The 23,167-nt window shown below is 64.2% G+C and carries 18 protein-coding genes; 5 read left to right on the top strand and 13 right to left on the bottom strand.

The window, feature by feature from the left end; genetic code table 11:
- Nucleotide 1: 1 nt before the first annotated feature.
- Together ABCR88_RS16275 and ABCR88_RS16280 are read right to left on the bottom strand one after the other, a co-directional pair.
- Complete coding sequence (locus ABCR88_RS16275) at nucleotides 2-1,390, bottom strand: HlyD family type I secretion periplasmic adaptor subunit (protein WP_350404883.1); 1,389 nt, start codon at nucleotides 1,388-1,390, stop codon at nucleotides 2-4.
- Nucleotides 1,387-3,528 carry a type I secretion system permease/ATPase gene (locus tag ABCR88_RS16280; RefSeq protein ID WP_041118177.1) on the bottom strand — a complete coding sequence of 714 codons (2,142 nt, stop codon included), beginning with the start codon at nucleotides 3,526-3,528 and terminating at the stop codon, nucleotides 1,387-1,389. The genes ABCR88_RS16275 and ABCR88_RS16280 overlap by 4 nt, the downstream gene beginning before the upstream one ends.
- 525 nt (nucleotides 3,529-4,053) lie before the next feature.
- Between ABCR88_RS16280 and ABCR88_RS16285 the strand changes: the two genes are divergently transcribed.
- Nucleotides 4,054-4,821, top strand: coding sequence for a transporter substrate-binding domain-containing protein (locus ABCR88_RS16285; RefSeq protein WP_232642134.1), 768 nt, complete (start codon nucleotides 4,054-4,056; stop codon nucleotides 4,819-4,821).
- A 57-nt stretch (nucleotides 4,822-4,878) separates the two neighbouring features.
- Here ABCR88_RS16285 and pelG read toward each other — a convergent pair whose 3' ends face one another.
- The 9 genes from pelG to ABCR88_RS16330 form a co-directional block, all read right to left on the bottom strand.
- Nucleotides 4,879-6,249: an exopolysaccharide Pel transporter PelG gene (gene pelG, locus ABCR88_RS16290; RefSeq protein ID WP_011061266.1), complete on the bottom strand. Its 1,371-nt coding sequence runs from the start codon at nucleotides 6,247-6,249 to the stop codon at nucleotides 4,879-4,881.
- Nucleotides 6,250-7,782: a GT4 family glycosyltransferase PelF gene (pelF, locus tag ABCR88_RS16295; protein WP_350022657.1), complete on the bottom strand. Its 1,533-nt coding sequence runs from the start codon at nucleotides 7,780-7,782 to the stop codon at nucleotides 6,250-6,252.
- Nucleotides 7,779-8,768 (bottom strand): HEAT repeat domain-containing protein, encoded by a 990-nt coding sequence (locus tag ABCR88_RS16300; RefSeq protein WP_011061264.1) that lies wholly within the window; start codon nucleotides 8,766-8,768, stop codon nucleotides 7,779-7,781. The genes pelF and ABCR88_RS16300 overlap by 4 nt, the downstream gene beginning before the upstream one ends.
- On the bottom strand, nucleotides 8,746-10,116 hold the full coding sequence (locus ABCR88_RS16305) for a PelD GGDEF domain-containing protein (RefSeq protein WP_015635591.1): 1,371 nt from the start codon (nucleotides 10,114-10,116) through the stop codon (nucleotides 8,746-8,748). The genes ABCR88_RS16300 and ABCR88_RS16305 overlap by 23 nt, the downstream gene beginning before the upstream one ends.
- Before the next feature lie 5 nt (nucleotides 10,117-10,121).
- Nucleotides 10,122-10,643 (bottom strand): transporter, encoded by a 522-nt coding sequence (locus tag ABCR88_RS16310; RefSeq protein WP_011061262.1) that lies wholly within the window; start codon nucleotides 10,641-10,643, stop codon nucleotides 10,122-10,124.
- A gap of 28 nt (nucleotides 10,644-10,671) precedes the next feature.
- Nucleotides 10,672-14,268 (bottom strand): tetratricopeptide repeat protein, encoded by a 3,597-nt coding sequence (locus tag ABCR88_RS16315; protein ID WP_350022656.1) that lies wholly within the window; start codon nucleotides 14,266-14,268, stop codon nucleotides 10,672-10,674.
- On the bottom strand, nucleotides 14,246-17,056 hold the full coding sequence (locus ABCR88_RS16320; RefSeq protein ID WP_350404884.1) for a bifunctional glycoside hydrolase 114/ polysaccharide deacetylase family protein: 2,811 nt from the start codon (nucleotides 17,054-17,056) through the stop codon (nucleotides 14,246-14,248). The genes ABCR88_RS16315 and ABCR88_RS16320 overlap by 23 nt, the downstream gene beginning before the upstream one ends.
- Nucleotides 17,057-17,136: 80 nt before the next feature.
- Entirely contained in the window at nucleotides 17,137-18,069 is a 933-nt protein-coding gene (locus tag ABCR88_RS16325) for an NAD-dependent epimerase/dehydratase family protein (RefSeq protein WP_350022654.1), read from the bottom strand.
- 674 nt (nucleotides 18,070-18,743) lie between these two features.
- Complete coding sequence (locus tag ABCR88_RS16330) at nucleotides 18,744-18,944, bottom strand: hypothetical protein (protein ID WP_232642140.1); 201 nt, start codon at nucleotides 18,942-18,944, stop codon at nucleotides 18,744-18,746.
- 429 nt (nucleotides 18,945-19,373) lie between these two features.
- On the opposite strand from ABCR88_RS16330, the gene ABCR88_RS16335 reads away from it, so the two are divergent.
- A complete protein-coding gene (locus tag ABCR88_RS16335) occupies nucleotides 19,374-20,921 on the top strand; it encodes a cryptochrome/photolyase family protein (RefSeq protein WP_350022653.1) in 1,548 nt (515 codons plus the stop codon).
- Nucleotides 20,918-21,061: a DUF2256 domain-containing protein gene (locus ABCR88_RS16340; protein ID WP_080774193.1), complete on the top strand. Its 144-nt coding sequence runs from the start codon at nucleotides 20,918-20,920 to the stop codon at nucleotides 21,059-21,061. Before ABCR88_RS16335 ends, ABCR88_RS16340 begins: the two co-directional genes overlap by 4 nt.
- A gap of 14 nt (nucleotides 21,062-21,075) precedes the next feature.
- Here ABCR88_RS16340 and ABCR88_RS16345 read toward each other — a convergent pair whose 3' ends face one another.
- A complete protein-coding gene (locus ABCR88_RS16345; RefSeq protein ID WP_041118166.1) occupies nucleotides 21,076-21,417 on the bottom strand; it encodes a hypothetical protein in 342 nt (113 codons plus the stop codon).
- Between the two features lie 218 nt (nucleotides 21,418-21,635).
- Here ABCR88_RS16345 and ABCR88_RS16350 point away from each other — a divergent pair, with 218 nt between their 5' ends.
- On the top strand, nucleotides 21,636-21,896 hold the full coding sequence (locus ABCR88_RS16350) for a hypothetical protein (RefSeq protein ID WP_350022652.1): 261 nt from the start codon (nucleotides 21,636-21,638) through the stop codon (nucleotides 21,894-21,896).
- 9 nt (nucleotides 21,897-21,905) lie between these two features.
- Here ABCR88_RS16350 and ABCR88_RS16355 read toward each other — a convergent pair whose 3' ends face one another.
- Entirely contained in the window at nucleotides 21,906-22,349 is a 444-nt protein-coding gene (locus tag ABCR88_RS16355) for a nuclear transport factor 2 family protein (protein ID WP_350022651.1), read from the bottom strand.
- Between the two features lie 137 nt (nucleotides 22,350-22,486).
- Here ABCR88_RS16355 and ABCR88_RS16360 point away from each other — a divergent pair, with 137 nt between their 5' ends.
- Nucleotides 22,487-23,107: a TetR/AcrR family transcriptional regulator gene (locus tag ABCR88_RS16360; protein ID WP_041118163.1), complete on the top strand. Its 621-nt coding sequence runs from the start codon at nucleotides 22,487-22,489 to the stop codon at nucleotides 23,105-23,107.
- Nucleotides 23,108-23,167: the final 60 nt, after the last annotated feature.

Here is a 23,167-nt window from a genome sequence, read left to right on the forward strand (position 1 = left end):
CTCAACGCTCCCGCAACGCTTCGGACTGATACTCGCGAATCGGGCTCAGCAGGTAATTGATCACCCGCCGCTCGCCGGTGCGAATCTCGCCGGTCACGCTCATCCCCGCCTGCAAGGGCATCCAGCCCTGCCCTGCGGCAATGGCCGCACGCTCCAGGCGAATCCGCGTGGGGAACACCAGCCCCAGCTGTTCGTCCTTGATGGCGTCACCGGAGACATGGGCCACGGTGCCGCGCAAGGTGCCGTAGCGGGTATAGGGAAACGCATCCACCTTGATCTCCACGGGCTGGCCGGCCCTGACGAAACCGACGTCCTTGTTCAGCACCATGACCTCGGCATCCAGCTCGGCCCCCTCGGGCACGATCACCAGTAACTGCTGCGCCGCTTGCACGGCGCCGCCCAGGGTATGCACCGCCAGTTGCTGGACCACACCGTCCACCGGCGCCAGCAGGGTTTGCAGGCGCTGCCGGTCGCGGCCACGGATCAGTTGCTGCTCGAGCACGGCGATCTCCTGTTGGCTGCGGTTGAGCAATTCATGCTGTTCGCGCTGGGTCCTGGCCATGAAGCTGTCGCGCTGCTCCCGACGGTTCTGCGCCTGGGCCTTGAGCACCTGCAGTTCGGCCTGCTGCTGGGCCAGCGAACGCTCGACGTCCAGTTGCTCCTTTTCCTGCTCAAGCAATTCCACCAGGGGCATCAGCTGTTCGGCGGCCATCGCCCGGCGTGCATGGAGCCGTTTGCGCACATTGCTGGCCAGCTTGCCCAGGGCGCTGATCTCGCTGCCCCGAGCCCTTTGATTGGCCTGGTTGATGGCGATTTCGGCGTTGAGGCTGTCCAGGTTGGCGCTGATTTCCTTCCAGGTACTGAGCAGTTGCTCCCGGGCCGCCGCGACCTGCTGTGCATCCAGGCCAGCAGGCGTCTGGTAGCTGTGCAAGGGGTCCGGGGTCAGCAGTGCACGGGCCCGGGCCAGTTCCAGACGCTTGAAGTCCAGTTGCGTGCGCAACTCGCTCAACTCGGCGTCGATGCCGATCGGGTTCAGCGCCACCAGCACCTCGCCGGCCTTGACCCGCTGCCCGTCACGCACATGGATGGCCCGAACTTCACCCGCCTCGTGCGCCTGGATCACCTTGGTGTAGCTGGAGACCATGAGGCGCCCGGCGGCACTGGCATGAATGTCGAGAAAGCCGAGGATCGCCCAGCCCAGGGCCAGCAGGATCGCCAGGATCAGCAGCAGTGCCGTGCCACGTGCCCAGGGCGCGGGTGGCCGCTCGACAATTTCCAGGTAGCCGGGTTGGAACTCGTATTCGTCGCGGCTGCGCTTGAGCAGCGTCCGCGCGTCACCCAGGCGCTGCCAGGCGCGGCGCCAGCGAGACAACAGTGCACCGTACCTCATGACGCCTCCTTGCACAGCGCCTGTTGCAGCGCCCACAGGCGCGAGTAGCAACCGCCGTTGGCCAAGAGTTGCTGGTGGCTGCCCGATTCACTGATACGCCCCTGTTCCAGGGCGATGATGCGTTGGCAATGCCGTACCGCAGACAGGCGATGGGCAATGATGATCACCGTGCGTCCCTGGGCGATGCTCGCCATGTTGTCCTGGATCAGCGCCTGGGATTCGTCATCCAGGGCGCTGGTGGCTTCGTCGAAAATCAGGATGCGCGGGTCGCCCATCAGTGCGCGGGCTATGGCGATGCGTTGCCGCTGGCCGCCGGACAAGGAGCTGCCGGCTTCGGCCAGCACCGTGTCGTAGCCCAGGGGCAGGCGCAGGATGAAATCATGGGCACCGGCCAGGCGCGCCGCGGCGATCACGCTTTCCAGGGAGGCGGTGGGATGGCGCAGGGCGATGTTGTGGCGCACGCTGCGGTTGAACAGGTAGTTTTCCTGGAGCACCACGCCAATCTGGCTGCGCAACCAGGCCGGCTGCAACTGATCCAGGGGCAAGCCGTCGATCAGGATGCGCCCGCCATCGGGGGTGTAGAGTTTCTGCAGCAAGCGGGTCAGCGTGCTCTTGCCGGACCCGGACGGCCCGACGATGCCCAGGGTCTGCCCCGCGGCGATCTGCAAGTCCAGGCCGCGCAGCACCCACTCAAGTTCCGGACGGTAGCGGAACACCAACTGTTCGATGCGCACTTCGCCACGCAACGCCTGTGCCGGGCGCAGATCCCCCTCGGCCTGCTCCACCGGCAGGTTGAGCATGTCGCCCAGCTTGTCTACCGACACCCGCACCCGGACGAACTGCTGCCAGACCTCGATCAGCTTGGCTACGGGCTGGCTGACGTGGGACAGCATCATGTTGAAGGCAATCAACTGGCCGATGCTCATTTGCAGGTCGATGACCCGGCTAGCGCCCCAGCAGATCACCGCCACCGCAGTGACTTTCTGCAACAGCATCACGGTCTGGCTGATGGCACTGCCCAGGGTCTGGCTGGCAAACCCGGCCTCGACCATCTGCGCCGTCTGCGACTCCCAGCGACGCTGCATGCGCGGCTCCACCGCCAGGCTCTTGATGGTTTCGCTGCTGCTGACGCTTTCGTTGAGAAAGGCGGTGTTGCGCGCCGCGCTGTAGAACTGGCGCTCGATGCGCTTCTCCAGCGGGCCGGTGCTGAACCAGGCCAGCAGCGCATACAGGGGCAAGGTCAGCAGCACCAGCAGGGTCAACGGCCAGGAAATCCAGGCCATGACCGCAAAAAACACCAGGGTGAAGGCCACGTCGACACACAGGGTCAGCAGCGAGCCGGTGAGGAACTCGCGGATGCTGTCCAGCTCCTGGACCCGGGTGATGATCGCCCCCACCTGGCGTTGCTTGAAGTACAGCAGCGGCAGGCCCAGCAGATGGCGCAAGAGCTTGACCCCAAGGCCGATGTCGATGCGATTGGCGGTGTGCGCCGCCAGGTATTCGCGCAAGCCCTTGAGCAGCACCTCGAACAGGCCCACCACCACCAGGGTCATCACCAGCACGTCGAGGGTCGACAGCGCCCGGTGCACCATGACCTTGTCCATCACCGCCTGGAAGAACAACGGCGTCGCCAGGGCCAGCACCTGCAGCAACAGCGAGCACAGCAGCACTTCGCCGAGTATCCGCCGATGGCGCAGCAGCTCCGGTACGAACCAGGACAGATCGAAGCGCAAACCACTCTGGCGCAGGCGAATCACCTCCCCGCTCCACTGCTCGGCCAACTGCAGGCGATCGAGCATGTCCGGGGTCGGCATCAAAGGTCGCTGCACCAGCGCCTGGGTGTCCGAGAGCCGCGCCAGCAACATGAATTCGCCGCTCTGGTTGCGCCAGACAAGGGGCAGCATCTTCGGGGTCAGCCGGGTCAGTGCCAGGCGTTCAAGGCGCAGATCGACACCGGCGTTGCGTGCATAGTCCCTGACCGCCTGGCGCAGGTCCCGCGAAGGGTCAGGGTCCAGGGATTGCGGGGCCGCGGCTTGCGGTACGCGTTCCTGGGTCAGTTGCAGCAGCAGATGGCAGCAGGCCAAGGCTGAGTGAACGGCCGTATCGGCCGCGGATGATGGGGCAGACAGCGCCGTCATAGCGGAACATCCGCTGAGGACAGGCTGCGGGTTGTTGCAGTATTGACTGGCATAGACCGCTCGTTGCTTGCTCCAGGGGGCGTGGAGACACGAACGCAGTCTGAGTCAGCCAATTACGAATGATAATCAGCAGTTTGATTGAAGCGTTTTAACTAAAACTTAAGGCTGTCCCGTAAAACCCCTGCATGCGCATCAGGCGCATGCGCAGAGCCTGACCCCTGACCCCTGGCTGGCGAGGTGGCGAGGTGGCGAGGTGGCGAGGTGGCGAGGCTACTGATACAGCGCTGCCCACGGCTGTTCAACCTGAGTATCAGCGCACCAGTCAATGCCCTCACCGGTTGTGCGCGCCCTGAACCGTGATGGCTATCAGAGGTCAAAAAATCCGTCGACCCCATCCATCTCTGCGCATAACCCTCTAATCTTGGCGGCACGTTTTGCAGGTCGTTGCGGGTTGGTCTCTGTACGTGTCGAATACGCAGCGTTAATCCGAGAGCATGAAATGCCACTGTTTGTTGAGTTACTGCCATGAGTCATAGGAGTCAATCGTTGCGCCAGCGGGGGGCGCTGATCCTGACGACGCTGCTCGTTCTGACGGCCTGGGTGCCCTCAGTGTCTGGCGCCGAGTCCCGTAGCTTCGACCTGTACATCGCCGAAGCGCCGCCTTTATCGATGCTGGACCCGTCCGGCCTGCATGGCATCCTCGGCGACGCGACGCTGGAAGCGGCGACCCGAGCCGGATATACGCTGCACTTTATAGAAGTGCCTTGGGCACGAGCCCAGCAAAGCGTACGCAAAGGCGTCGACAAGCTGATCATTCCCCTGTCGCGCACGCCAGAAAGAGAGGCTGATTACACCTGGATCGCGCCCATCATGACCATGGACAGAGCGTTTTTCAGCCTCGATAAACGCGTCCAGAGCATGCAGCAAGCGCGGGAAACCTTTGCCCGTATCGCCGTTGGCCGCGGCAGCGCCCAAGAGCAAAAACTGCGGGCAGAGGGCTTTAGCGATACCCAGATTTATCCGTTTGAGATTGGTGAGAATCCGGCGCAGTTGCTGCTGATGGGGCGTGTCGATGCCTGGTTCAATGGCATTCCTGAAACGCAAGCTATCTGGCGCAAGGTGTCAAGCAGGAAGTTACAGGTCAGTCCATCGTTGATGAAGACCGATCTGTATCTGGCCTGCTCCAAACAGTGCAGCGCGGTGTTGGTGCGCCAGTTGAAGGCGGCAGTCGAGACGCTGCGCAAGGACGGCACGCTGGAGCGAATAAAAGACGCTTACCTGAAACAGCCGTGACCCGTTGCCCCGGCGCAGGTCCATCAACGCGAGCCTGGATGGGTGATCGTGCACGCCTCAACGCGAGAGCATGAACGTCTCGTACTCCAGGTCATCCAGCGCCGTCGACAGCCGCGTCAGCCCCAGCAGCACGCAGATCAGCAGCGACAGGGTAAAGCCATAGCCGAAGAAGCTCGGCCCCAGGTGCAGGCTGAGCAGGGTCAGGGCGGCATTGAGGGCCACGAACAGCAGGCACAGCTCCAGCACGATGGCGCGTTTGTCGAGGTAGAAGAACACGTTGAGAATCGCCATGAACACCACCTGGATGCTCACCCCGATCAGGTCGATGTAGAACAGCGGCAGGTAGTAGCTGGACATCCCCAGCCACTCCAGCAGGCGCGGGCCGAAGAGGAACAGCAGGACCACCGTCAGCCCCTGGACCTTGCAGATTTCCAGCAGGCCCTGGCGGATAGAGAAGGTCATCTCGGCCTTCAGCGAACCGATGTGCTGCAAGGTCTCGCCATCGCGCACGGCACGGAACAGGCGGTCGTACCATTCGGCGAAATCGGTTTCGATGCGCACCAGGAACACCGCCATCCCGGGAATGATCGCCAGGTAAGCGAGGAAGATCGGCAGGTCGTAGAGAATTGACGCGCGCATCGGCCCGATCACCTGGCTCGAAGTTTCCGGGTTGAACCAGAAGATGAACTTGTCGATCCAGATCCCCAGGTTGTAGCAAAGCCCGGTCAGCAGCAGGCTGACAAACACCTGGCGGCGGTCGAGAAAGTCGAAGGCCACCAGCTTCTCGGCCCGGTACTCGCGCAGGATGTCGTAGAGAAACAGGAACAGCAGCGTGCTGTGCCCCAGCAGCAGCGCCAGCAACAGCCCTTCCATGCCCATGTAGCGCAGGTAGAAGGCGCTGCCGACCATCAAGCCATACCCCACCAGCATCACCAGGAGGATGCGGTTATAGGCCTTCATCCCCGAGAGGAAGATGATCACCAGCCACAGGTTGCACAGCACCACGAAGTTGGCCAGGGTCAGCAGGCGGTAGATCAGCGCCTGGTCGAACAGCGTCACCAGCAGCAGGATGCCCAGCGCCCCGGAGCCCAGGGTCACCAGCAATAGTACGCCCACCAGGTTCGGCAGGATCTGCTCGTACTTGCGCTCGAACAGGCGGTCGGACACGAAACGGGTGAAAAACAGCTGCAGGCCGCCGGTCAGGATCAGCGACGTGGCCATCAGGTAGGTGACGGTGATCAGGAACTGGCGGATCAGGACCTCCGGCACCACCAGCCCGAGGCTGATCACCCCCACCAGCATCACGCTGAGGATCGACAGCACCCAGGGCCCGGAACTGATCAGGCCGGCATAGACATAGGCGTGCAGGGTCGCCGTGTAGGAGTCGCGGGAGAGAATCTTGCGCAGTTCGAAACCGATGCCGGCCATTTACACAGCCTCCTTGTGTGGGGTGCCCATGGCCGTGTGATAGAGCGTGCGATAGCGGTCGAGCATCAAGCGCTCGCTGTAGTAGCGATGTACCCGCAACAGGCCCGCCGCCTGGGCCGATTGCCAGCGTTCGGGGCTGCGCAGCAGGTCGATGATCGCCTGGGAGGTGGCCTGCGGATCGGCGATCGCCACCACTTCCCCGGCCCGCCCCAGGTCCCGGTCGGCCGCCTCGCCGCCCTCGATCAGCTCGCGGCAGGAGCCCACGTCACTGCTGACCACCGGCGTGCCGGCAGCCCAGGCTTCGAGAATCACCAGGGGCTGGGCCTCGCTGATGGAGGTCAGCACCATCAGGCCCAGTTGCGGCAGGATGTCCTGGATTTTCTGGAAGCCCATGAACAGTACCTTCTGCTCCAGCCCCAGGCTCGCCACCAGGCTGCGGCACTCGGCGACGTACTCCGGGTCTTCCTCTTCCGGCCCGACGATCCAGCCTTCGACCTCGGGCATCACGCTGACCACCCCGCGCATGGCCCGCAGGAAGGTCTTGACGTCCTTGATCGGCACCACCCGGCCGATCAGCCCGACCACCGGCGCAATGCCTTCGGCCCGGGCCTCCAGGGCCTGGGTCCAGAGCTGCAGGTCGATGCCGTTGGGGATCACCTGGGTGCGCTCGGGGGGCGCGCCGTCCTTGATCTGGCGTTGGCGGTTGCCGTCGTACAGGGCAATGATCTGGTCGGCGCTTTCATAGACCAGATGCCCGATGCGTTCGAAGAAACGCACCCAGAGCATGCGGATATAGCCGGAGCCGGAATCCATGCTGTCGTTCAGCGCCTGGTTGCTGCTTTCGGCGATCCAGCTGGCCTGGGCCAGGTCGATCTTGCGCTCCTTGGTGTAGATCCCGTGCTCGCTGAGCAGGAACTGGCAGCCCCACAACTGCTTGAGAATGCAGCCCACCAGCCCGGCGTAGCCGGTGGAAATCGAGTGCAGCACCCGGGCCCGCGGCATGTGCCGGGCGGCATTGGCCAGCATCAGCAAGGGCGACTGCATGGTGCGCAGGGTCCAGAAGTAGTTGACGAAGGACGGATCGGCGCAGTGCTGCTCGTAGCCTTCGGTCAGCGCTTCCCAGCTGGGCCGGCTGTAGAGCACGTCATCCAGGGTGATGCGCCCCTGGGCCAGGGATGCCAGCACTTCGATGCCCAGCTCGGCGGCGGGCTTCTGCGGGTTGTGCAGGTAGCGGTACAGGTTGCTCAGTTCCTCCAGGGACGCGCTGTGGGCCTCGCGCTTGTGCCTGGGGTTGCGCCAGGCCTCTTCCAGGTACACCTCTTCGATATGCACGACGTTGGCCGGAATCTCATAGCGGCGCTGACCATAGGCCTCGCGCTGGCCACCAATGAACAGCACCGAAAACTGCAGCTGCGGCAGGCCGAGGATCATCTGGTGGATCCAGCTGGACACGCCACCACGCACATAGGGCCAGGTGCCCTCGAGCAGCAGGCAGACATCGGCGATGGGGGTAGAGTCGGGGGTTTTCTTCATGTCCAGGTCCTTACCAGCCCGGCAAAGGGCGGACGTTGCTGCATTTGCGCCGGCAGGCTTCGCAGCAGCCCGGGAATCTCGGCATAGCGGCCGGTTTCAAAGGCGATTTCGGCGCGGAACGGCAGGACCTTGGCCGGGTCCATGCCCGCCTCCTCGGCCTGGTGCATGTGCAGGCGCGCCTTGCCGACGTCACCGCGTTCAAGGGCGATGCGCCCGGCCAGCAACAGCAGCTCGCCGCCCTCCCCCAGCTTCAGCGCCTGTTCGGCATGCTCGCCGGCCTGGCCCAGCACGTGCTGCTGCACACTGCCCTGGGCCAGGCCCAGGTAGGCCAGTTCCCAGTACCAGCGGGCCAGCGTCGCGTGCAAGGCTCCGGCCTTCTGCGGCGCCGCGCCAGGCAGTTGTTCCAGGGAGGACTGGATCCGCTGGTTGATGTCGGTTTCCTGCTTGTCGAGCATCGAATACGCCAACAGCCGCACATCGTCGCTCGGGTCGCCCAGGGCCAGCTTGAGGATCGGCACCGCTTCCTTGCCCGGCATCCGCCGGGTGGCGAGCAATGCCGCCAGGCGCTGGTCGGGGTCCGGCGCATGACGCAAGACATCCTGCAGCCCGCTGTCACCGAAGGTGGGCGAATGCAGTTGAGTCTGAGCGCGAAACGGCAGGTCGGGAATGCCCACCGCCTGCCACGTCTGCGCCTCGCGCTTGCGCGGCAGGTACAGCGCCGGAAAGATCGCGGCAATCACCCCGACGGCCCCGATCAGCGGCACAAAGAACGCCAGGCTGAAGATGAACAGCGGGCTCCATGGCAACGGCCGGCGATAACGCGCCGGCAGCAGCAGCCAGACCGCCGCGGTCAGCAGGCCACAGGCGATGCCATGGGTCATTGCATACAGCAGCGCGGTCTGCAGGTCGGGCAACTGCGCCGTCAGGCTGGCCCAGCTGCCGATCTCGAAAAACAGCGCTCCGCTAAACAGCCACTTGCTGATCATTCAGGCCACACTCGTTGTACAGGAAGTTACGCAGCCCATCGCGTTGCCGGGCCGACTCCAGGTCGTAGGGCAGTACCTTGACCCCCAGGCCGGCCAGCTCCACGCTCATGCCGAAGTGTTCGTGGACCAGCTTGCCCAGGCGTGCCAGGTAGCCCTGGGCGCCCTCGGCGCTGGTCAGCGGCAACAGCACCAGCAACAGTTCGTGCCCGCGTGCATTGGCCAGGCTCAGGTGCAGGTCCAGGCCACGCTGGCTACGCTCGAACAGCCGCGCCAGTTCATCATTGGGCTGGGTCAGCTCGAAGGCATAGAGGCAACCGGACAGGCCGTGGCGCTCGACATCCACCAGTGAACGCTTGAGTTGGCGGGTGAAGTGCTGGGCATCGGCGCTCTGCAGTTGCAAAACCTGCGGGTCCGGGTGCAACAGGTCGGCGATATGTCCGGCCAGCAGGGCCAGCAGGCTGAGGGTGCGTTCCTGGAAGGCAAAGAACGGCATCTGCCGCACCGCCAGAATCGCCAGCACCTGGCCCTGGGTGTCCACCAGCGGAACACAGGCCTGCAAGGACGACACCGAGGCCTGGGCGCCGCTATCCAGCAGCTCCTCACGCACACTCACCAGCTCCTCGCGCTCCAGGCACATACGCACCAGCAGGTCCTGGCTGTCCAGGGGCCCCATGGTGCCGATCGAGGCCAAGAGGCTCAGCTGTGGCGCCGCACTGGCGCCCTGCTCCACCCGGTACAGCCCGGCCACCCGCAGCGAGCCGTACTGGCCGAGCAGGGTCAGCACCGGCTCGGCCAGCAGGCTCAGCGGGTCGCCGCCATTGGGCGCCGCACGCAGCCGATCACGCAAGCCCAGCAGGGAACTGCGCAAGCTCTGGTCGCTGCCCGCCAGGCGCTGCTCCAGGCGGTCATGGGAGACCCGCAGAATCTGGTGCGCCCGGGTGAAATCATCGAGCCGGTACTGGCGGTACTCGTTGGCCATCTGCAAGCGCAGCAAACGCCGCTCCCAGAGGTCGCGCACCTCGCCCACCAGCATGCCGCAGACCAGTACGCCGACAATGTAGGACGGCGCGACCTGGGCGTAGCTCGCCAGCCCCGAATGACGCAGGGCAAAGAACGCCGCTACCAGCAGGCTGGCACTGATCAGGCCGCGGACAAACCCGTAGCGCACCCCCAGCAGCAGCGGCGCCAGCACCGACCAGGGAAACTCGCCCTGCACCTGCAAGGGGTCCTCGGGGGCCAGCCACAGGCCGACGCCGATGACCAGGGCGGTCACCAGAAAGGTTTCCAGCCAGGACGCCGGACCGCTGGCGCGGGGCGCCAGCGCATAGTCCATGTGTGGAGAGTTCATGGCAGTCACTCGATCCGAAGGCCACCGACAAGCTTGTCGAGAACCTTCTGGGCGGCCCCGGCCAGGCTTTCCCGGGACCAGCCGGCGCGGGCCCCGCTATTGCTCCACAGCACCTTGCCGGTACCGGCCTCGACCACCCGCAGGCTGATGCCCACCGCCGGTTCGCCATCCAGGCCGTTCTTGTACTGCCACTCCTCGACGCTGCCGGACACCACATAGTCGAGCTTCTGCTCCCGGGCCCAGTCCATGGCCCCGGCCAGGCGCTCGTTGTCGTCGAGCAGGGCCTGTTCGCCCTGCCCCGCCGTACCGGTGTAGACCTGGGGTTGCAGGCCGCGGCTGCTCAGCACGCTGAGCAGAATCTGCTCACTGCGCTCGCCGGCCTGGGGTGTCTGGGAATAGTTGACCAGCGGCAGCACGCCCCAGCGCGCACTCTTGGACAACTCGGGGCTGCTTTGCCCGGTGAAGCTGCTGCACCCGGCCATCAGCAAGGCGACCATTGCCAGACTCACGCAACGAATGGATTGCATAAGGTTTACTCCTCTTTGAATTCCATGATCAGCGTCCGAAACGCACGCTGTAGCTGACACCTGCAGTGCCCCCGGACTTGCCTGCCCCGCCTTGCGGCGCGGACTGGTAGCCAAGGGTCACTGCCAATTCGTCATCCCCTATCACCTCGGTGCCGACACCGGTACTGATGGCGTAGTTGATGGTGTTGTCGGTCCACTGCCAGCCGGTGCTGACATCCACCAGCCAGGTGTATTGCCCCCGCGTGCGGTTCAGCGCCCCCGGGAAACCGCGCCGCCAGGAACTGCCGAAGAACAGCTGGCCGTAGCGCTTCTGCAGCAGGGTCTGGCTGGTGATCTGCTCCGGATTGTCGAGATCGGCCCCGGCCAGATCGATGCCTCCGCCCAGGGTATTGGCCAGGTCGGGTAGCGAGCGGTTGTTCAGGCTGTTCTGCTGGTAGTCGATACCGCTGCGCAATTCCCAGTTCGGCCCTTCGAACTGCAAGGTGTGGTCGAACTCGATCTTCAACGCCTGGCCGCTGCCCAGGTCATCGCCGCCGCGGGTCGAGAACCAGCGCTGGGCCAGGCTCCAGGACAACTGGTCACGGGCCGAATAGCGATGCCGGCCGCCCACCCAGACATCATCCTGCTGGCCGAAGGTGCGCATGTATCCGCTGTCCTCGTTCTTGCGGTGCCAGTCGGCACCGACGTCCAGCTCGTTGCCGCTGTCCAGTTGCCAGGTGCGGCTGGCACCCAGGCCGTTGCGGTCATCGTCCTTGCGCAGGCTGCTGTCGAAGATCAGCTTGTAGTTGCCGTTCTCCAGCTGGCGCTGCAAGGTCAGTTCGGTGTTGGTCTCATTGCCCAGGCGCGACTCATCCAGCACATCGCCGCTGTAGCGGCCCTGCTCCAGGACCAGCTTGGCGTACCAGTTGTCGTTCAGATAGCGCGCCGCGGTCAGGCGCGGGCCGTTGAACACCAGGCCGCCGTAGTCCTGGCGCTCCCAGGCGATTTGCATACCCTGGGGCGTGCGCTCCGTCATCTCGATGGCCTGGCGGCGCAGTTGCTCGCGCAGCGCCGCCGGTTGCTCGTCACCCAGTGCCGAAAGGCCCACCGCCAGCGCTTCGCCGCTGCGGCCCAGGCTGTTCAAGGCCTCGACCTGCTGCGCCGGGTCCAGATCGCCGCTGGCCACCAGGCGCTCCAGGGCCTGGCGATTGCTGCCGCGCAGGGCTTCCTGGATCTGCTCGTAGCGGCTGACCTTCAGGCCGCGGCTGCGGGCCCAGGCCAGCCACTCATCCTTTTGCGCCGACTGATTGAGGTCATCCAGGCGCGCGAGGAACTGATCGAACCACAGCTGCAGCATCGGCTTGGAGCCGTCCTGCCATTGCATGGCCTTGTTCTGCGCCTTGCGTGACGAATAGCTGCTGGCCAGCAGGCGCAGCCAGGTGGCATAGCCCTGGGGCGTGGCGCGGATCTGCTCCGGGCTGACCTGGCGATCGAGCCGCAGGCGCAAGCGCTGGGCCGAGTCGGCATAACCGGCGCCCTCCAGGGCATCGGCATAGGCGGCCTGGACCATCCAGTCCCGGGGGTTGGCCTGCAAGTACAGGCGATACCAGGCCAGGGCCTCGGTATTGCGCCCGAGTAACTGGCTGGCGGCGGCGAACGGCAGCCACAGGCTGCTGTCACTGCGGGCCAGGGAGCGCCATTGCTGCAACAGCGGCTTGATCTCGCCCGTGCGGCCCAGATCGACATACAGCCACAGCAGCCGCTCACGGAAGGTGTTGTCGTCCGGGAAGCGGCTCAAGCCCTGTTGATACAGGTGCAGGGCCAGATCGGTCTGGCCCTGCTGCACCGCCAGCGCGGCGCGGGCGGCCAGCACCTGGGACTGGTCGCTGGCACCTGGGTACTGCTCGGCTTCCTTGAGCAAATCGGCCACCAGAGGCCAGTCCTGGAGTTCCTGGGCCAGTTGCAGGGCGGCCACCAGGCGCTGCGGGCTGTGGCCCTGGCGCCAGCTGTCGACGGTCAATTGCAGGGCCTTGCGCGGATCGCGGGTGCGATACAGGGCAATCAGCTCGCTTTCGTCGCCTGTATTGAGTGAGCCCTTGATCGCCAGCATCTTCTCCAGCGCCAGCTGCAGCTCGTCGTCCAGTTCCAGGTCCCAGGCCAGGGCGGCGCGGGACTGCCAGTAGTTGAAGTCCTTGATCTTGTTGCCATCCACCGCGGTGATGACTTTCCAGGCCCCCTGGCTATCGAACAGCTTGAGGTGGTTGTTGGCCCAGTCCACACGTTCGGTGCTGGTCAGCCGATAGCGCTTGGCGAACTGGTTCCAGACCACCAGGCGCTGCGGGTACTGCTCGGTGTTTTCCAGGTTCTGCAACAGGCGCACCCAGGCCAGACGCTGTTTCGGGTATTTGGCGACATAGCGGCGCAGCCACTTTTCTGCCTCCTCGGGTGTCCCCCTGGACTCTTGCGCGTAGACCAGGGCATCGAGCTCGACGTTGGTCAGGGCGCGGCTGTCCATGATCCCCGCCAGCAGTGGGATGCCCCGGTCGAAGTCGTAGGTCTGCATCGCCAGGCGCCAGGTGTGCTCGAACTGCGCCGGGTCCTTGCTTAGCGTGCTCAGGCTGATCCAGTAGCCCAGGGCGGCGGCCGAGTCGCCCTGCCATTCGGCGAGATGGGCCATCTGCTCCAGCAACTGCGGGTCATCCGGCCGCTGTTCGAGCAGTTGCAGGCCCACCGCATGGGCGCCGGCCAGGTCACCGAAGGCCAGGCGCTGCTTGAATTCCTTGGCGAGGATTTCCGGGCTGTCGGGCTGCACCTTGCGCCAGGCACTGAAGAACTGTTCCGCCAGGTCCACGCGGTTGTGCGCCACGGCCACATCCACGCCGCGGTCCAGCAGCGCCGGTTCGAATTCCACGTCCGGCTGTGCGGCCAGCTCTCGGGCCAGCAGCTCCACTGCCTGATCGCCGCGATCGGCCGCCACCAGGGTGGTGAAGGCCTGTTGCAGAAACTGCCGACGCGCCTCGGGGGTCTGGCTGGCATCGAGCAACTGCACATAGAGATCGGCCGCGCGCCCCGGCTGTTCGCTGGCCTGGTACCACTTGGCGGCTTCAGGCAGCCACTGCTCGCGCCGTGTCGGGTCGCGCCGCGCCAGCTCGGCATAGGCATCCGCCGCCAGCCCCGGGGCCTGGGCGCTCAGGGCCAAAGTGGCCAGGCGCTCCAGTTGCGGCGATGGCAGCGGCTTGTAGTCAAAGGCCTTGAAACGTTCGGCCAGGGCCTGCAGGGCCGCGCTGTCGGTGCTGTTGTTCAGCGCCAGGGCATCGAGCTGCAAGCGGTAGTAGGCCTTGAGCGCCGGATCGGGCCGCTGCCACTGGGCCAGGTGTTTTTCCGCCTTGGGGTAGTCCCCCAGCTGAATCAGCAGGTCGAGCAGCTGGGTGCGCAGCTCATTGTTTTCCGGGTGTGCGGCCAGCAGCACCTCGGCGTAGCTGGCCGACACTTCGTCCGGCTGCCCGCCCTTGGGGCGGAACGCCTCTTCATTGCGAAAGGTTGCCCACAGCAGCACGCCGACGGCGATTGCCACCAGCAGCAAGGCCCAGGGGTTGAGCAGCCGCGCGCTGGGCGCCTTGGCCTTAGTTGCAGAGGAGTTGGGCATCACTCACCTGCTTCATGGGAAGTTGGAAATGCCACAGGCCCTGTTCGGACTTGCCGGCGTAGCGTTGGCCCTGGACCTCGACCCGACAGGCGCTGGCCGAACGCACCGAGAATTCCAGGTTGAACTGGCCGGCAAAGGAGAAGCTCACCTGCCGGTCATTGACATAGCGCCAGTCGCGCAGGGGAATATTGGCCAGCTCCAGTGCCGGGCGCGGATCGCGCTCGGGGCGCAGGGCCAACAGCGCATGATCGCTGCTCAAGGCTACATAGCGCCCCTGGGGCAAGTCGCGCACCCCGGCCACCCCCACCGAGCGGCCGAGGTCCGGCCAACCCAGCGCCGGGTCCAGGCGCAAGGTACGCAGGCCGTCCATGCCGCGTACCTGCCAGTCGCCATTGGCGGTCCGCGCCAGGCTTGCCTGGTACAGGCCGTGGACCCGGTCCAGGTAGTCACTCATCCACAATGACAGCGGCTGCTGGCCACGCATGAACTGGTAGATGTCAGTCATGGCCTTGATCGACGCCTGCTTGGTGCCCGAATAGAAGTGGTAGTACAGGTGGATGCCGCGCAGGCGCCGTGGGCTGTCGGTCAGCTCGAAGGTGTCGATCACATCGCGAAAGCCGTAGTACGGGCCTTTCCAGAGGTTGGTGTACATGTTCTCGTTGATCACCGGAGCGTAGTACTGCAAGCCGCCCGAGGTCGGCCGCAACAGCGGGTACAGGCCGGTGAGCGATGAGTTGGCCTTGGTCAGGATGGTCTGCCCGCCGTTGACGTTTTTCAGCCCGGCGTCGTAGGCCAGCTTGATGGTCTCGGCGCTGGGCAGCGCATCCCCCGGCCAGAAGACCAGCTTCACCGGTTTCTGCGCGGTGGTCAGGCGGCTGTTGATGTAGTCCCGCGAGCCGAGGATCTCGCGCTTGTAATCCAGGGTCTTGTACCCCGGGATATTCAGGCGCAGGCCGTATTCGGCGTGGAAATCCTCGTCCTTCTTGGCCTTCTCCGGCTGCATGTAGAACGGGTGGCTGTAGGTGTGGGTGGCCACTTCGACCTTGGGGTCGGCGAAGATCTCCTGGGCGATGGGCTCCAGCTCTCGCGCCAGGAACGGCGACATGCCCTTGGGCCCGACTTCGCCTTCGATGATCGAGACCGAGGTCAGGAACGGGTTAGGACGAATGTAGTCGTCCAGCACCTGGCGCCCGGAATACGGGGTGCCACGCACTTCGGCATGGGACGGGAAACCGTCACCGTCGATATGCACCGTGGCGATCCGCCGCCCGTTCTCGGTGGTGGTGTCCGGGCGTGGCTGGGACGGCAGGCGCAGGGCCTTCTGGATAAAGGCGAACGGGTCGAGGATCCAGCGGCTGCGCTCCACATTGGCCTCCACCACATAGGGGGCCAGGGCCATGCCGCCCCAGGCGGCGGTGGCCACCGGGACGTACTTGCCGCCCTTGTCATCGCCCAGCACCATGGCTGGTTTCGGCCCGTCGGGCAGCAGGCTCACGCGGGTCAGTTCGCGGCTGCGCGCCACCACCGGGGCCTCGAAGGCGCCGATCAGGCTCTTGTCCTGGCTCAGCACATGCAGGGCATCGCGAGCCCCCGGCGCCGCCAGGTTCAGCCCCAGGCGCTTGAGCAGCGCCCGGTCCTCGATCGGCAGGCCGGCCATGATCGCCAGGGGCACCTGCTCATCCAGGCGCTGGCCGACCCAGCTATAGAAGGCACGGCTGTCCTCGGGCGGGCCGCTGGTCATCCACAGCAGCACCCCGGCGTAAAGGCCGGCAAAGCTGTAGGCAGGCAGGCTGTCGTCCACCGGGAAGTAGTCCACCCGGTAACCCAGGTATTCCAGCAGGCCACCGAGCATGCGGTGCCCAGCGTGATCGTAGAGTTCCCCTTCGCGCGGGTCATAGAGCATCGCGATGCGCCGCGGCTGGACTTCCACGGTGCTCATGCTCAGGGCGTTGAGGTCCGGGGTGGTGACCACCGGGATAAAGCCTTCCTGGCTCAATTGCCGGACCAGCTTGCGTGCCTCTTCCCGACGGTTGGCCGGCAGGTAATCGATGGCCACCAGCGGGATGTTGCGTGCGCGCAGCGGCTTGAGTTCGCCTTCAAGCCAGGTGCGGTCGGCTTCGGAAACCGGGCGGTAACGCTTGGCCGAGGCATCCCAGCCGGCGTGGATGGATTCCACCGCCACGGCCGAGGCGACGCCATCGAGCTCGCCCAGTACCTCGAAGCCCCGGTTGAAGAACAGCTTGAGGTTGGGCAGCCGGCTGTGCAGTTCCCGCAGGAACGAGGCCAGGGCCTTGCGTTGCGGTTCGCGATCGGCCTCGGGGAGCAACTGGAAACTGTCCAGGGTGTCCAGGAACAGGCCGGCGTAGCCCTGGTCCTGCAGCGCCTTGGCACGCTTGAACAGGTGTTCGCGCCAGGCCGGGGTGGCGATGTCCATCACCTGGCTGTCCCAGGCCTTGTTGCGCACGGGGCTCGCGCCCTGGGCCAGGGCCTGCTTGGCCAGGGCAGCGCGGTTGCCGTCGAACTCCCCTACCGACAGGTAGGCGAACGGCTGGCTGCCGAGCTTGCGCAAGGTGGCGACATCGGCGCTGGCCATATGGCCGGGCTCGACCACTGCCCATTCGAACTGCGCCAGCTCCTGCAAGGGTGGCTGCTCGGCGTACCAGAACCCGACGCTGGCGGGCGCCGTGGGCGCGGCCTGCACCAGGGTGTTGGTGGCACACAGGGCCAATGCGGTAAACAGGCGTCGAACCACTTTGCAGACATGCCCCCTGCGAAACTCGATATCCATAACTCACTCTTCAGTAGATCAATCTGCACAACATCAGGCTCTAGGGCAGCCGCCATGGCGGGCGCCCCGAAGGCAACGAACTAAAGGCTGCGGTAAAGCCGTTCCAGGCCTTCGGCCAGGCTGCTGGGCGTGCCCAGGTCGAAGCGCTCGCGCAAGCGGCGGTTGTCGGCCTTGGAATGGCGGATATCCCCGGAGCGGGTCGCGCCGTGGCTCACCTGCAACGGCTTGCCGCTGATCTGCTGCAGGGCGCCAATCAGATCGTTGAGGGTGGTCACCCCGCCGAGCCCGACATTGGTGGCATCGGCTGCCGGCGTGGGGCATTTCAGGCCCTGCACCAGGATCTTCACCAGGTCCGCGACATAGACGAAGTCGCGGGTCTGCCCGCCATCGCCGAACAGGGTGATGGGCCGCCCGGCCTTGGCCCGCTCGCTGAAAATGCTGATCACCCCGGAGTACGGCGATGAAGGGTCCTGGCGCGGGCCGAAGATATTGAAAAAGCGCAGGATCACCGGTTCCAGCCCATGCTGGCGGCGGTAGAAGTCCAGGTAGTACTCGCTGGCGAGCTTGTCCGCCGCGTAGGGTGTGAGGGGAGATTTAGGGGTGTCTTCGGCAATCGGCGTGCCCTCGCCGTTATTGCCATAGACCGCCGCACTGGAGGCGAACACGACTCGGCGGATACCGGCAGCGACCATGGCCTCGCACACCCGCAGTGTGCCGATGAAGTTGCTCTGGTGAGTACGCACCGGGTCTTCGACCGAAGCCTGGACCGATGCAACAGCTGCCAAATGCACCACCGCACCACAGCCCTGCATGGCTTCAGCCAGGGTCGCGACCTCGGCGACGTCGCCGACGACGAGCTCCAAAGCCGCATTGTCCATCGGCAAATTGCTGACCTTGCCGGTGGAAAGGTCATCCAGAACCCGGACCCCATAGCCTTTGGCCAATAGCGCATCGACCAGGTGGGAACCGATAAAGCCCGCGCCCCCTGTCACCAGTATCCGTTCAGTAGACATAGATCATCCCGAAGAAAAATATCGCTGCTGCGCCGTTTGAGGCTAGCGCACCCACTGAATACGCCATGGCTATTAGCCTCTATGGCCAATATCTCCCTGGGTACTTGCTCTATTTCAAAGGCTAAACCGCCTTTTTGGCAGAACTTTCGAAACGTTGACGTCAAAAAAACATCAATGAAATCAAGCGCTCAGGGCCGGGATACTGGGATAAAAATGCCATTTCGTCAATATTACGTCGATTTACTGTTGTTCAGTTACACAGCCAAAAATAGGCCAATATATTGACGACTAGGGGTTTCAAGGCTCTGGATCAAGGCGATCAGCCCTGAGGGTGATGGCCCAGGCGAGCACCACAACGGGTATGGGGGGGGAATAAATCACTCACCAGGGGCAGAATCACCAGGAAGCGACTGCCAGCGCCGGACGCTCCGGCGTCGCATCACTTCACCAAAAAACAGTGCCTCGGCCGCCTTTGCCCAATGATTACCGACTTCAGGGCCGCCAGGTTCAACTCGCCCTGGAGCCCGTCATAGAGGCTGGCCAAGCGCGGTTGCGCCGAGGTACACAAATGAAGACTGCGGCAGTAAAGAGCAGCCCCCCCTGCTCGCCGATGATCGGCGTGAGGGCTATATCCGCGTATAGAAGCGCTATTGGCTGCGGCCCCGTTCCGGCCCTTACAAACAGGGCTCCGAGGCCCGACTTTCGAGAAACAGCGTCCACGCCTCATAAGCCTGCTGATGCCTGCGGGTTGCGTTCGCCCACTCAGGTCCGCAGGCCTGTCGTGCGGAAACCAGCATCATCATGCTCGTCGTTGCGGCATCCAGCTCAAGTAGCAGCTTGTACGCTTCAAGCCGGAAATCGTCGTCGGACTTCATGGTTTTTCCCTGGTGGCGACCCATCTGCACGAAGAAATCTTGTCCCTTCTGCCGTTGAGTGCCTGCAAAACCACTAGTTCAAATCGATGCTGTTCGGTGACCCGGTGTCAACGGCAGCACCTCCAGATCCTTCACTGCCATCATTGACACTCTCAACATCCTGGTTGAGTAACCCGGAGCCGACTACAGCGGCGACCTCACCCTGGAAAGTTTCCAACAGAAAATCGCTCAAAAACCTGTACAAAATGAGATCTTATGTACAAATATAAATCATGAATTTTGCCTGCAAGCGCAAGGAATCAGACCCGCTGTGGCGGGTGCCTGCGAGAACAACACAATGAGCGACTACCTGAACATGAACGTCCTGAGCGATGGCCTGACGCCGGCCGACAGCGGCCGGCTGTTTGCCTGTGATAGCGAGCGTCTGCCGTGGTAGCCGTTTCCTCTGCCGGGCGGCTGGGCCTGGTGCTCGGCGACCAGTTGTCGTTCGACCTGGCTTTGTTCGAGGCGCTTGACCCAGCCCGCGACGCCCTGCTGATGGCCGAGGTCGACAGCGAAGCGCGTTATGTCCGTCATCATCCGCAGAAAATCGTGCTGATCTTCAGTGCCATGCGCCACTTCGCCGAGCGCTTGCGCGAGCAAGGCTGGCGGGTGATCTACGTGAAGCTGGACGATCCCGACAACAGTGGCAGTCTCCCGGGCGAGCTGCGGCGCTGGCAGGCAGCCCTTGGCCTGGATCAGGTGCATGTCACCGAGTGCGGCGAATGGCGGCTCGAACAGGCGCTGCGCGATTGCGGCCTGCCCATGACCTGGCATGTGGACCGACGTTTCCTCTGCTCACGGGAGCAGTTCCGCCACTGGGCCGCCGCTCGCCCGTCGTTGCGCATGGAGTTCTTCTACCGCGAGATGCGCAAGCAAAGCCGCCTGTTGCTGGAACCCGATGGCCGCCCCTGCGGCGGCACCTGGAATCTCGACGCCGACAACCGCAAGGCCCTGCCTCGCGGCCTGCGCGGGCCCTTTCAGGCCCGCTTCGCCCACGACCGGATCACCCGCGAGGTGCTGCAGCTGGTGGGCCAACGCTTCAGCGATCACTACGGCGACGTGGAGCAGTTCGACTATCCGGTGACTCACGAGCAGGCACAGGAACTCTGGCGGCATTTCCTCGACTTCTCCCTGGCCGCCTTCGGCGATTACCAGGACGCCATGGCCGAGGGCGAGCCCTTTCTGTTCCACGCGCGCATCAGTGCGGCGCTGAATATCGGGCTGCTGGATGTGCGCCTGCTGTGTCGTGATGTCGAACGCGCGTACCGCGAGAAACGGGTTGCCCTGAATGCCGCGGAAGGGTTTATCCGCCAGTTGATCGGTTGGCGCGAATATGTGCGGGGGATCTACTGGCTGCGCATGCCTGAATACGCCGAACTCAACGGTTTGGGCAATACCCGGGCGCTGCCGGAGTTCTATTGGAGTGGCGCCACCGACATGCGCTGCATGTCCCAGGTCATCGGGCAGACCCTGGAACTGGGCTATGCCCACCATATCCAGCGGCTGATGGTCACCGGCAACTTCGCGCTGCTGGCCGGGATTGCGCCCAAAGCCATCTGCGACTGGTACCTGGCGGTCTACCTGGATGCGTTTGATTGGGTCGAACTGCCCAATACCCTGGGCATGGTGATGCACGCCGACGGCGGCTACCTGGGCTCCAAGCCCTACTGCGCCAGCGGTCGCTACATCCAGCGGATGTCCGATTACTGCGGCGGCTGCCGCTACCGGGTGGACCAGGCCACCGGCAACGATGCCTGCCCGTTCAACGCCCTGTACTGGCACTTCCTGATGCGTCACGAAACACAACTGGGCGGCAATCCACGCTTGGCCATCAGCTATCGCAACCTGCAGCGCATGGACGAGCCACGCCGGGAAGCCATCTGGCAACGCGGCGAGGAGTTGCTGGCGCGTCTGGATGCAGGGCAAGCCCTATGAAGAAGTCCGAACTGCCAAGAAAGGACTGCGCCGCGTGCGGCCGGCCCTTCACTTGGCGAAAACGCTGGGCCCGTTGCTGGGACCAGGTGCGTTGGTGTTCCGAACGCTGTCGGCGGACCGCCCGCGCCAGGACGCAATGAGCCCCAGGGGCGGCTTACAGACAGTCTTGTGCGGTCTGTTCGAAGCTCGACGGGGCGAAGCTGGAGGCCAGCAAATGCCGCTCGTAGAGGAACACCTTGCCGCCATTGGGCGCCTTGTAGGCTTCCAGTACGTTGTCTGCCGCCACCTTGCTGGCAACGACGATGCGAAAACCGCGCTGGGTCTGGGAAACCGTCGGGCTCTGGGCGTTGCCTTGCAGCTTGGGCACCACGCACTCGGCATATTCGGCCGGGGTTTTCCGGGTCTGCATGACCAGGGTCGGGTCGTTGGGCGCGGTGGCGCAACCGGCCAGCAGCAAGGTGGCCAGGGTCATGGCGGGAGCAAATAGAGGGCGCATCGGTAAGTCCTGAAAATGTACAGCCTGGTTCGGTGCGCAACGGTGCAGCGTCACGGGCGCTGCCGTTGCGGTCATGGTTTTGGGTCGGGGGCGATTGTCCATGGTTAGCGCCCAAAGCAGAACTTGCGTTGCTTGATTGTCACTATTACTTGAACCGATAGTTGCCCCCCGGGCAGACTGCCTGACAGCCCGACTACAACTAAAAAAAGGAATTCCCCATGCGCACCTTTGACTTGATTCGCGACGCCGTCCTCCCGGAATTCCGTGAGCGGGTGGCGGACTACCTGGTGGAGTACGAACAGGTGCTGGGTGACAGCAGCGCCGAACCGCAAAGCCTGCGGATCGCCGCCTATCAATTGCGTGGCTACCTGCGTGGCCTGAACACCACCCGGGTCCTGGGCATGGCCGACTGGGAAGAGCTGGACCGGCGGGTGCTGGCGACATGGCTGACCCTGGACGCCGGTGAAACACTCGAATAACCCGCAGTATCAGGGCGCCGGCAGCGCGCCCTTGCTGACGGCAAGATAGCTGGACAAACGCTTGCCCATTTCCTCTCCCAGGGCCTGCAATCCGCTCATGGGGCGCACCATGACTTCGAATTCGACAATCTTGCCGCCCTCGTCAAAGCGGATCATGTCGATGCCCTTGACCTGTTTGTCGCCGACTCGAGCACTGAACTCCAGCACCACGTTCAGGCCATCGGTGCTGGCCAGCTCGCGGTGATAGGCGAATGCCTCGAAGACATTGAGCACCGTGCCAAGGATGGTCGCCACGACCTGGGCTCCCGGGTAGGCGGTATGAGCCATGGGCGAGCGAAACACCACCTTGGGGTCCAGCAGTTCGGGCAAGTCACGCAGGTCTTGCGCGGCAACCATGGCGTGCCAGCGTTGCAAGGAGGCGTGGGCATGAGGCTGAAGCTTGAGTTCGGGCATGGGGTTGATCCTGGGGTTGTCTTGTTGTTGTGGCGCCCAGCCTACGAGCCAATCTTAGCATCGTCAAGATTGTTACCTATGATAGGATTCCGGCGTTTTTCCGCCATCCAGTCGAAGCCATTCGGGGCCCTCCAGACATGACCAAGCACTCCCCGCGGTCGCGGGACGCCTACCACGTGGGTAATCTGGCACCGCAACTGCTCGATGCGGCCCGGGACATGCTCGAGGAAGTTGGCCCGAACAAGCTGTCGTTGCGGGCGGTTTCCGAACGGGTCGGGGTCAGCGCCACGGCGGCCTACCACCACTACGCCAATCGCGCGGAACTCATTGGCCACTTGGCGGCTCAAGGGTTTCGCGAGCTGGCCCAGGTGCTGCCCAGGCACGGCTGCGAGAGCGGCTTGCAGGTATTGCGCAGCACCTGCCTGGCCTATTTCAGCTTCGCCCGCGCCAACCCGGCGTTGTACCAGCTGATGTTCGGCCCCGAGTTTGCCGAGGGCCAAATGCCCCTTGAACTGCATGGTGCCCGCGACCAGGCTTTCGGCGAACTGCGCCGGATTATCGCGGACATCCTCGAGCTGGACATGGAACAACCCGAGGTCCGTCGAGCCGCCCTGGCCGGCTGGTCCTATACCCACGGCCTGGCGTCGCTGGTAATCCATGGCGTCCTGAGTTTTCCCGCCGGCACCACCGACCAGCGCTTCGTCGACAGCACCCTGCAAGGCTTACTGCAACTGTTCCAGGTCGAAAAAGGGAAATAGACTGCCCTGGGCCTGGTACGAAACACCCACAACTTACCCCGCTCATTGCATTGCCCCCTC

The sequence above is a fragment of the Pseudomonas sp. W17 genome (assembly GCF_040268305.1).
GTDB classification, from domain to species: Bacteria; Pseudomonadota; Gammaproteobacteria; order Pseudomonadales; family Pseudomonadaceae; genus Aquipseudomonas; species Aquipseudomonas protegens.